Below are 10616 nucleotides of genomic sequence, written 5' to 3'. Positions count from 1 at the left end.
GGGTCGGGGAGGCGTCGGTGGGGGGTGACGGGGTTCCGGCGGGGTCCGACGGCGAGGTGGACGCACCCGGGGTGGGCTCGGCCGAGGGGTCGACGATGCCCTCGTCGGCGAAGTCGTCGCCGCCGGCCGGGGCGTCGGTCGGGCTCTCGGTGGCCATCAGGGCGTCGAGGCCCAGGTCGGTGCCGTAGCGGTTGACCATCCCGTCCTCGCGCTGCACGGCGGTCGCGATCCCGCTGGACACCCAGGTCCGCGAGGGGATCCCGTCGACCACGCTCAGGGCCAGCGGGCCCTCGACCGCCGCCGATCGCAGGCTGGCAGTCACCTGGCCGTCGACCGTGGTGACGAAGGCGGTCGCCGAGGCGCCGGTCAGCCCACGCTCGGCGAGGTCGACCGTCAGGGTGTGGCCGGGCGCGACCTGCAGGTCCTGGAGGTCGGCCGGTCGCACGCTCGTCACGCCGGTCCACGCCGACACGTTGACCCGCGCCTCGTCCTCGGTGGGGTTGGCGATCGTGAGCAGTTGCCGACGTCCCGAGCCGGCCGGCCCGGTCAGGGTCCAGCTGGTGTCGGGACGGCGGTGTGCCGCGAGGTTGGCGAGCCCGGTGCGGTCGGCGCCGCCACCGGTGGCGAGCACGGCTCCCCCCGCCACCACGACGGGGACGTCGTTGGTGGCCGTCACCTGGGCACCGACGTCACCGCTGAGGTCACCCAGCAGCGGCTCGAGGTCGATCCGCAGCACCGACCCCGGGTCGACGTCCAGGGGTGCCACCAGCTCGGGCTCGACCAGTCCGGTCTCGGTGACCAGGTCGAGGTCCAGCTCGGCGACCTCCTCGGACGGGTTGGCGACCCACAGCCACGACCCTGGCTGTGCCTCGCCCTCGACGACGACCTCGATGTCCTCCGGGTCGGTCGGCTCCTCGGTGGGCTCCTCGGTCTCGGGCGGCTGTTCGTCCTGCCCACCCAGCCCGGCGTCGTCGTCGCCGACCCGCCAGGCCCACGGGACGCTCCAGCTGGTGTCGGCCGTCGACGTCGCGGTCACCATCGCACGACCGCGCACGCCGTTGATGGTCGGCACGCTCTGCTGCTCGGCGACGGCGGCGACACGACCGGCCCGGGCGGTGATCCGCACGACCAGGTCCTCGCGCTGGGGCATGACCTCGGCCAGGTCGACGTGGATCGTCTCCCCGGCGGGCACCGGGACGTTCTGGACCGCCAACGGCGATTCCGGGCCGGCCCCGGTCAGGAAGTCGATCGCGACGGCTGCCTCGGTCGAGAACGGGTTGGCGATGTCGAGGCGGGCGGTCGCCCCGGCCGCGGTGGTGATCCCCGGCACGAACAGGGTCGTGCCCACCGAGGGCGAGCAGGGCCCCGCGACCACGCCGGCAGGATCCGACTCGTGGCTGACCAGCCGGGAGACGACCACCGGCCGGTCCGACCAGCGGACCTCCAGGGCCGTGTCGGGATCGTCCAGGAGCTGCTCCACGCCGGCGCCGGGGAAGACCTCGCCCGCCGTCTCCTCGTCGTCGGGCGCGCCCAGGCGGTTGACGACGTACTGCGACGGGCGGTCGTCGGTCGGGGGCGCGGCGCCGACGACCGATGCCGTGGCGTTGCTGTCGTCGCCGGACGGGCAGTACCAGACACCGGAGGTGGCCGGCTGGGTCGACGCCTCGTCGACGTCGGGGTCCGGCTCGACGCGGGTCGGGTCGGGCAGCCACACGGCGGCCGCGGCAACGACCAGCGCCAGCAGGAGCGCGATGAGCAGGGGCCGGTGACGGGGGTTCATCGCAGGTCCTCCGGCACGGCCGCGGTCGGCGGGCGCAGCAGGAGGGACACGGTCAGCAGGACGGCCAGCAGCTGGAGGACCAGGGCGGTGCCCCGGGCTCCCTGCCCGACCGGGGACAGGACGACCGTCGTGTTCGGGGGCGCGTCGAAGCGCAGCAGGCCGTCGACCTGCTGGGCGGGCAGGGGGCGACCGTCCGCGGTCGCCTCCCAGGCGCCCGTCTCGACCGTCGCGACCATGACCACGGCCGGCTCGTCCCCGGTGCGGGTCACCCAGCGGGTGCCGAGGTCCTGTCCCTCGACCGGCTCGATCACCGCGTCGTCGGGCAGGGCGCCGGTGGCCGTGATCCGGCTCACCACGTCGGGCGAGGTCACGCCGACGGGCGGCGCGTCCTTCGCGACGCGGTACACGAGGCCGTCGGCGACCGGCTGCGACAGCAGGTCGAACTGGCGCTCGAGGCCCTGCTCCAGCGCCTCGCTCCGGGCCGACTCGGGCACGATCACGTAGCGGATGTTGAGCAACCCGAGACGCCCGGCCGCGGCCGGATCGGTCTGGGCGACCACGGCCTCGACGACGGCGTCGAGGGTCGCTTCGAGACCGGGCGAGAACGGGACCGCCCAGTCGACCATCGTCGGTCCCTGCTCGGCGACCAGGTCCCAGTTCACACGACCACCACTGTCGGCCAGGGTCAGGACCCGGAACTCCTCCTCCTGGCCCGCCTGGGTCACGAAGGCCGGCAGCAGCTCGTCGTCCGCACGGGCCCAGCCGTCGCTCAGGACGTCGACGGTGGTCACCCCGACGCCCGCGACGGTCGCGACCAGCAGGACACTGGCGACGACCTGGCGCCACCCGAAGTCGTGCCCGGCGAGGACCAGGCCCACCGACCGCAGGCCCATCGCGAACAGGCCCGCCAGGGCGGCGGCCGCCAGCAGCAGCGGCATCCCGGGCCAGACCCGTGCCTGCACGCCCATCCCGTCCAGCAGGACGGCGCCGACACCACCGGCGATCGCCACCAGCGCCAGCGAGGTCGCCAGCACGGGTCGTCGGCGCAGGGAGAACAGCAGTCCGAACAGGCCCGCTGCGACGACGCCGATCCCGGCGGCCGGTCCGGCGAAGCCGACCTGGTCCGGTCCCTGGAGCAGCCATGCCCAGGTCGGCGACGTCGCCTGGTCCACGACCAGGGTCGAGGTCGGCCACCACGCTCGGACGTCCAGCAGGCCGGTGGACCAGGGGAACAGCACGGCGGCCGTGCCCAGGGCGACCGTCAGCAGGCGCGTGACGGCCCCGCGGCGGGAGTCGGCGCCGTCACGACGGGTCGCGACGAGCAGCAGCAGCACCACCAGCACGCCCACCGCAGGAACCACCATCGCCGGCTCGAAGGCGATCGACACCGCCAGGGCGAGGATCGCCCCGGCCACGCCCCGCCACGCCGAGACCGACTCCGCCCTGCGCGACACCACCAGGTGCAGGGCGAGGGCGGCGGCGGGCAGGGCCACCATGGTCGCGATGGCGCCGAGCCGTCCGGTCCGGACGGCCGCGAGCGAGACCGGGGACAGGACGTAGACGGTGGCGGCGGCGACGCGGGGTCCGCGGGTCGGGGCGAGCGGGGCCACCGCACGCAGCGCGACCAGCCAGGCCAGGAGGACCGACCCGATCACCAGCGCCCGGCTGACCAGCCACTCGCTGTTGAAGAGGGCGATCTGCAGGATCCCCAGCACCGCCTGCGCTGGCGACGGCGTCGACCGCGTGCCGGCCGCACCGGCGTCGTGCCACACCGACAGGTAGTCCTCCACCGTGCGCAGGCCAGATGACGGGAAGGGCTCGACCTGGCCGAGCCGGAGCACGCCCGGTGCCAGGACCGGGATGGACACGATCGTGCCGACCACCAGCATCCCGACGGCCACGGTGACGGCCGGACGGCGCCGTCCGAAGCGGACCGCGCGCGCGACGACCGACCGCGAGGCCTCGTCGTCGGTCGCGACCGGGTCATCGACGTCGAGCTCACCACCCACGACCTGGTCGAGCAGTCCCGACACCACCTGCCGCAACTGGGGGCCGAGATGGGAGAACAACGGGTTGAGGGTGTCGGGGGCGACCCGACGATGGGACTTCACCTCGCGTCGGCGCCGCATGGTCCCCGGCAGTCGACGCAGGTTCCAGCCCCAGCCACGAACGGTCTGCAGCGCGTCCGCGAAGCGCCGGGTCAGCAGGTACCAGACGGCCCGGACGGCCGCCGTGAGCACGAACACGACCACCGCGACGGGCAGCCGCCAGCCGGGGACGTTCTTGAGGATCGCGGCCAGGGTGTTGCGCTCGAGGTAGAAGCGCGGACCCTTGAAGGCGGTCTGGCCGGGTCGCGCGTGCGACTGGGCCGCCCGTCGGTGTCGTGCCCGGGCACGCGGAACGGCCGCGACCTCCCAGCCCGCGGTCCAGCAGCGCCAGCAGAAGTCGAGGTCGTCCCGGAACAGGCGGAACCGCCGGTCGAACCCGCCCAGGCCGACGAACACGTGTCGCCGGACCAGCATGGCGGCGGAGGACACGGCGAGTGGACGGGTGATCGCGTCGTGCTGGCCCTGGTCGCGCTCGCCCTCCTCCAGGCCGGGATCGATCCGCCCGAACCGGTCGATCGTCATGCCGACGGATCGCAGGATCTCGGGGTCGTCGTGGTCGACGAGCTTGGGGCCGACCAGTGCCAGCCGTGGATCAGCCTCGAGCGCGTCCAGCAGGGTCTCGAGCATGTCCGGGTCGGGGACCAGGTCGTCGTGCAGGATCAGGACGTGGTCGGCCGTCGGGACGGCATCGACGCCCATCGCCACGGCCTGGGGGAACCCGACGTCGACGTCGGCCAGGATCACCCGGTCGGGCCCCAGCGCGTCGATCAGCAGGTCCCGGGAGCCGTCGCGCGAGGCGTTGTCGACCGCCACGACGAGGTCGGGCCGTCGAGTCTGGTCAGCCAGCGCCCGCAACAGGTCCGGGAGCCACGCACGACCATCGGTCGCCACGATGACGGCGGCGACCGTTGGCTGGTGCGGGGCGGCGGTGGAGATCGTTGCTCCCTCGGGGAACGCGACCACGGATGGTGCGCGGTGGCGGCAGGGGGACGGTGCGGACGACCCGGTCCGGCCACGATCCGGCAGCGACCGGCGGGCGGCACGTCGAGTCGCCGGAATGTGCTCCGGCAGGGCCACACGACGCTATCCCATGCCGTCTGCGCGCCCCGACGACGACCATGCCCCGATGGCCAGTGGTTGCCGGACCGGCCGTCACGCGGGGTGGCTCAGGCGGAGCGACGTCGCTTGAAGCGGCGACGCTCGCGCTCGCTCATGCCTCCCCAGATCCCGAAGCGCTGGTCGCGCTCCAGTGCGTACTCCAGGCACTCCTGCTGCACCGGGCAGATCCCGCAGATGCGCTTGGCCTCGCGGGTCGAGCCGCCCTTCTCCGGGAAGAAGGCCTCGGGGTCGGCGTCGAGACACCGCGCCTCGAGCATCCAGACCCGCTGGTCGTCGTCGAAGGCGAGCTTGGCCCCGAGCTCGGCGATCATGCCCACGTCGATCCCTTCACTGGCCCCGATGACCGGACCGTGTGGTCGGCCGGGTCGCCTCGGCGGTGCCGCGTGGTCGCCGGCCCCGCATGCCCGTCGCGGCAGGCTGCGACATGCGTGGAACTACATGGTCGTCATTCTGGCGTACGACCGTGCTCCCGTCAAGTGGAGTGGCGACGAATCGCCCGTGCACGCCCGTGTTGCTGGCGATCACCGTGTCGCGTCGGAGGCGGCGGGGGCGTGGCGGGACCGAGGCGCCCGGGTCCGCCAGTAGCCTCGCCGCGGCCGGGCTTCCCGTGCTGCCAGCCCGACGCGGAGGGGTCCCATGACGGTCCGGATCGTGCCGCTGCCCAGCGCCCGGACGCTCGACGTGGGCGTCGATCCCACCAGCGCGCTCCTGACCGCGCTCGGCGACGCCGGGGAGCGACTGGCCGACGACGACGTCGTGGTCGTCGCGTCGAAGGTCGTCGCCCTCGCGGAGGGCGAGCTGATCGCGCTGCCCGACGACCCCGACGACGCCGACGTCCACGGGGCCCGTCGCCGGATCGCGCGGGCCGAGGCCCGCCGGATCGTGGCCGACCACGAGCGGGTGCTGGTCGTGGAGACCCACCACGGCCTGGTCTGCGCGAACGCCGGCGTGGACACGTCCAACGTCCCCCCGGGCCACGCCGTGCTGCTCCCGCGGGACCCGGACGCCAGCGCCCGTCGGCTCCGCGACGACCTCGCCGCCCGGACCGGGACGACCGTCGGGGTGGTGGTCACCGACACGTTCGGGCGACCGTGGCGGCTCGGGCAGGTCGACGTCGCGATCGGGGCCGCCGGCATCCGGGTCCTACGGGACGAGCGCCGCGGTCACGACCTGTGGGGGCGACCGCTCGACGTGACCGTGGCCGCGCTCGCCGACGAGCTCGCTGCTGCGGCCGACCTGGTGCGGGGCAAGGACACCCGGGTGGCGTTCGTCCTGCTGCGGGGCCTGGACGTCGCCGGCAGCGGGGTCGCTGCCGACCTGGTCCGCGATCCCGCGGAGGACCTGTTCCCGGTCGGTGGGCCGACGATGGCCGACCACGTGGTGGCCGGGTCCGCACGGGTCCCGGCCGACGGGGACGATCCCGCCGCACAGGTGCACGCGATCGTCGCGATGCTCGACGACGAGGGGGTCCACGTGACCGGGGTCGGCCCGACCGACGACCGGGCCCGTGTCTCGCTCACGGCCCGGGACCAGGGACCGGACGGACTGGTCGCGCTCGGTCGAACGCTGGCGCACCTCGACCTCATGGCCCACGCACGGGGATGGTCGACGGTCGCCGACACGCCGGCGGACGGACGCGTCGAGGTGGTCGTGGAGGTCGCCCCGGGTCAGTCCTCCACCACGAAGTCGCGATAGGCGGCCCGACGACGCGCCCACGCCCGGTGGTCGATGCCGTCGGCCCCCACGACGTCGGCCACGTCCAGCCCCATGGCCAGCACGTGGTGGGTGTTGTCGGGCGTGTGCAGGCCCTGGCGGCCGAACGTCAGGATGCGGCGCCGACCGGCGACCCAGTCCTCCAGCCGGTCCAGGGCACGACGCGATCCGGCCGTGTAGACCGGGTAGACCCGGGGCAGGGAGCGCACGGTCACGCCCCGGACCTGCGGCACGGCCAGCCCGGCCCGTTGCAGGGTCTCGGTGACCGTCCGGGCCAGGGCGGCAGTGTCCGGTGCCGGACCACGGGGGTCGTACGGGATCTCGGCGCACACCACGGAGTGGTCGGGGGGATCGTCGGGGTTCTCGCGGAAGTTGCGTGGCTCGGACACGCGCGCGACGGGCGTGTCGGTGCCCGGGAAGTACAGGGCATCGGCCTGGGACAGCCGCGGTGCGTCCAGGTCGAGGTGGACCAGGTGCAGCCCGCGATGCACGAGCGCCGAGGCCGCCCCGACGACGTCGTCCCCGGCCCCCGCCATCCGGACGAGGAGTGGGGCAGGCAACGACGAGACGACGACGTCGACGTCGGTCGTGGTCGCGCCGGCGGTGACCGTGACCCGGTCGACGTGCTCGGTGACGGCGGTCACGGCGCTGGCGAGGTGGATCGTCGCACCCGCCCCACGGGCCAGGTCCGCCAGGCCCTCCGCCAGCTGTCCGAACCCGGTCCGCGGGTAGCGGAAGTCGACCTCCGGGCGGGGGCGCAGCATCCGCGCGACGACGTCGGTCGCGCGCCTGGCCGCGACCCGACGGTCGGCCACCTCGGCGTGCAGGCGGGACGGGTCGACCCCGTAGAGCTTGGTGAGGTAGGGCCGGTAGAAGCGGTCCGCCACGGTCGGTCCGAGCCGACGTCGCAGGGTGGACAGGGCGTCGTCGTCGGGCGGTCCACCCTCCCCGACGGTCCGGTCGGTCGCACGACGGGAGGCGCGTGAGCGCCACGGCCCGACGGCGACGTCCCACAGCGCCCCGGCGACGAACGACGGGGGCAGGTGGGTGACCATGTCCACGGGTCGCAGGGGGAAGTCCAGCCAACGACCCTCGAGGTGGATGCGTCCACGACGGCGGCGACCCTGCAGGTCGTCGCCCAGCGCCTCGCGCAGGAGTCGCTCGACCGGTGGCGAGGCCACGGGATGGAGCCGATGGCTGCCCAGGTCCACCCGCTGCCCGGCGATCGTGGGCGAGGCGGTCATGCCGCCGACCTGGTCACCGGCCTCGAACACCTCGACGGCGTGACCGGCGCGGGCGGTCGCCACGGCGGCCGCGAGTCCTGCCGGCCCGGCCCCGAGCACGGCGATGCGCACGCGGTCGCTCACGCCTGGGGCCGGCGCTCGTCGTCGCCCAGCACCTCGGTCGGGTCGACCACGACCCCGGTCCCCAGGACCACGCCGTGGCCCAGCTCGGCCCCTGCCCGGACGGTCGATCGCTCGCCGGCCACCAGCCCGACGGCCGCGACGCCGTCACCGACGACCGCACCGTCCAGCAGCACCGTGTCCTGCAGGACGGCCTCCGCGCCGACCACGGCCTCGCGCCCGACCACGACGTCGGGGCCCACGACCGCACCGGAGGCGACCCGCGCCCCGTCCAGCACCAGGCAGGGACCCACGAGCCGGGCATCGTCGGCGACCCGCGCGTCCGCTGCGACCCGCACGCCGTCCCCCCGGTCGGCCACGGCCGCGACGGACGGCCACGGCATCGCACCCGCCAGCACCAGGTGGTGGCCGTGCCGGTAGCGGGACGGGGTCCCGAGGTCGGCCCACACACCCTCGCTGGCGAACCCCTCGACGTGCCCGCCCGCCGCCAGGATGCCGGGGAAGACAGTGCGTTCGAACGACAGGCGACCCTGCGCGAAAGCGTCGAGCGCGTCGGGTTGGAGCAGGTAGGTCCCGGCGTTCACCCCGCGCTGGCCCGGCAGGGTCCCCGGCGCGGGCTTCTCGACGAAGTCCACGATCCGCGTGCCCTCCCGGACGCACACGCCGTAGGACGAGGTGTCCTCGACCAGGGTCAGGCTGATCGTGACGTCGGCGCCCGTGCGGGCGTGGTGGTCGGCCATGGCGGCGAAGTCGAGGTCGGTCAGCACGTCGCCGTTGAGCACGAAGGTCGGTCCGTCGACCCGGTCGATGGCGGACCGCACCCCCCCGGCGGTGTCCAGGGGCTCGGGCTCGGGAACGGCAACGACCTCGACGCCCAGCGCACCCGCCGGGTCGCGCAGCACCTCGAACGGGGTCGTGTCGTCGCCCACGACGAGGAACACCCGGCGGACACCGACGGCCGCGAGGCGACGCACGACGCCCATCAGGAACGGGTCCCCGGCCAACGGCAGGAGGGGCTTGGGGCAGTCGTCGGTGAGCGGGCGGAGACGGGTCCCCCGGCCCCCGGCGACCACCATGGCGTCGTGGACGATCACGCTGGCTCCCGGTCGTCGGTCGTGTCGGGGGTGGCCTCCCGACGCCCGGTCGTGGCCGTCGAGGACGCCCGGCGCACGGCCCGCGTGTGACCGGCGTGCAGCACGTCCCCGGTGCCGTCGGGCAGGTGCCACGTCGCGGGGCCGACGGCCAGCGCGGCCCAGCGGACCAACGCCGCCACGGCCTCGGGCGGGTCACCCGACGCGACCCGCACGAGCGCGTGGTCGGCCCCCAGCTGGCCCTCGCCGGCGCGCCGGGCCCGTCCGACGGGGTCGACGGCGTCCGCGGGGGCGAACTCGTCCACGCCGTCCGGTGGCACGGTGGACCGGTCGAAGACCTCGTCACGCGACACCAGCACGACCCGCGCGCCGACGACGTCGGCGGCCGCGACCCAGCGGCGCACGCGCAGGGCGAGCCGGTCGTGCAGGGCCGACGAATCGTCGGGCGTGGCGGCGGCGACCACGACGACACCGGCGGCGAGGTCGGCCACGGCCGCCACGGCATCACCGGTCGTGGCTGCCTCCCGCACGTGCACGCGATGGGGCGAGAACGCCGCGGTCACGGCGGCCACGAGGGCGCGGTCGTCCGCGTCGACGACGACGTCGACCAGGGCGCGGGCGTCGTTCGTCACTGGTTCCACCCGCTCCCGACCTCCAGCACGACGGTCGGCTCCTCGATCGTCACGCCCCGGGGCATCGGCGGGAGCTGCGAGACCGGCTGCAGCTCCAACGGCAGATCCCCCAGGGCGTCGGTGAGGATCTCGACCAGTTCCTCGTTGCCCTCCTGGAACCGGATCGTGGTGACCACCTGGTCGGGGTCGTAGTCGTCGCGCGGGTCGAGCTCGTCGGGGTTGACGGCCCCACCCACGACGAAGCCCCGCTGGGTGAGGAAACCGGCGACCTGTCCGGCCAGGCCCTCGAGCCCGACCCCGTTGACGACCACGACCGACACGTCGGGTGGCCCGATCTCCCGGGTCGTGGTCGTTCCCACCTCGGCCAGGTCGTCGCCACTGCGCAGTGCGCCGAACAGGGCCTGGGCCTGGTCCGGCTGCCACTGCTGCAACTCCTGGTCGGGGAGCCGCTGGGTCGGGACCACGCGCACCACCAGGTCCGCGGGGTCGTGGTCGACGATCCCGCCGGCGGTGCGGAACAGCCCGGGCAGGCTGAAGTCGACGTCGGTCGCGACCGCGCCCGGCAGGGCATCGAGGATCGCGTTCACCGTGAACGGGTTGGCCAGCGTGGTCGTCCGCGTCGCGCGGTCCAGCACCCGCGCCAGCAGGTACTGCTGCTCGGCGATCCGCTGGCGCTGCTGGTCGACCGAGATGCCGGGATCGCTGCGGCTGGACAGGAACCCCGCCGCCGCGGCCCCGTCGAGCACCTGGCAGCCGGTCGCGGCTCCCGTCGGGGCGGCGCCCGGCGTCTCGCCGGGCGCCGCCCCGAC

Annotated in this window: 8 protein-coding genes; 1 reads left to right on the top strand and 7 read right to left on the bottom strand. The window is 74.7% G+C overall.

The features are described from left to right. From KR546_RS18480 to KR546_RS18470, 3 genes are all read right to left on the bottom strand, one after another. Positions 1 to 1780 (bottom strand): DUF5719 family protein (locus tag KR546_RS18480; protein ID WP_238446198.1); only part of this gene is annotated, 1780 nt, incomplete at its 3' end. After that, positions 1777 to 4851 (bottom strand): glycosyltransferase, encoded by a 3075-nt coding sequence (locus KR546_RS18475; protein WP_238446197.1) that lies wholly within the window; start codon positions 4849 to 4851, stop codon positions 1777 to 1779. The genes KR546_RS18475 and KR546_RS18480, both read right to left, overlap by 4 nt. Positions 4852 to 5054: 203 nt before the next feature. Continuing rightward, entirely contained in the window at positions 5055 to 5318 is a 264-nt protein-coding gene (locus tag KR546_RS18470; protein WP_274388373.1) for a WhiB family transcriptional regulator, read from the bottom strand. A 325-nt stretch (positions 5319 to 5643) separates the two neighbouring features. Between KR546_RS18470 and cofE the strand changes: the two genes are divergently transcribed. Further along, positions 5644 to 6702, top strand: a complete 1059-nt coding sequence (cofE, locus tag KR546_RS18465) for a coenzyme F420-0:L-glutamate ligase (RefSeq protein ID WP_238446196.1) — start codon at positions 5644 to 5646, stop codon at positions 6700 to 6702. Here the strand turns inward: cofE and KR546_RS18460 are convergent. The 4 genes from KR546_RS18460 to KR546_RS18445 all read right to left on the bottom strand — a co-directional run. Continuing rightward, entirely contained in the window at positions 6675 to 8087 is a 1413-nt protein-coding gene (locus KR546_RS18460; RefSeq protein ID WP_238446195.1) for a protoporphyrinogen/coproporphyrinogen oxidase, read from the bottom strand. The two genes, cofE and KR546_RS18460, sit on opposite strands and share 28 nt — an antisense overlap. Further along, positions 8084 to 9178, bottom strand: coding sequence for a nucleotidyltransferase family protein (locus KR546_RS18455; protein WP_238446194.1), 1095 nt, complete (start codon positions 9176 to 9178; stop codon positions 8084 to 8086). The genes KR546_RS18460 and KR546_RS18455 overlap by 4 nt, the downstream gene beginning before the upstream one ends. Further along, positions 9175 to 9816 (bottom strand): hypothetical protein, encoded by a 642-nt coding sequence (locus KR546_RS18450; protein WP_238446193.1) that lies wholly within the window; start codon positions 9814 to 9816, stop codon positions 9175 to 9177. Before KR546_RS18450 ends, KR546_RS18455 begins: the two co-directional genes overlap by 4 nt. Further along, on the bottom strand, positions 9804 to 10616 hold an 813-nt coding region (locus KR546_RS18445; protein WP_238446192.1), incomplete at its 5' end, for an LCP family protein. The genes KR546_RS18450 and KR546_RS18445, both read right to left, overlap by 13 nt.

It is taken from the genome of Salsipaludibacter albus (assembly GCF_019798055.1).
In the GTDB taxonomy this organism is placed as follows: domain Bacteria; phylum Actinomycetota; class Nitriliruptoria; order Nitriliruptorales; family Nitriliruptoraceae; genus Salsipaludibacter; species Salsipaludibacter albus.
The sequence above is the reverse complement of the archived record's forward strand: the minus strand, read 5'-3'. Positions and strand labels throughout refer to the sequence as shown.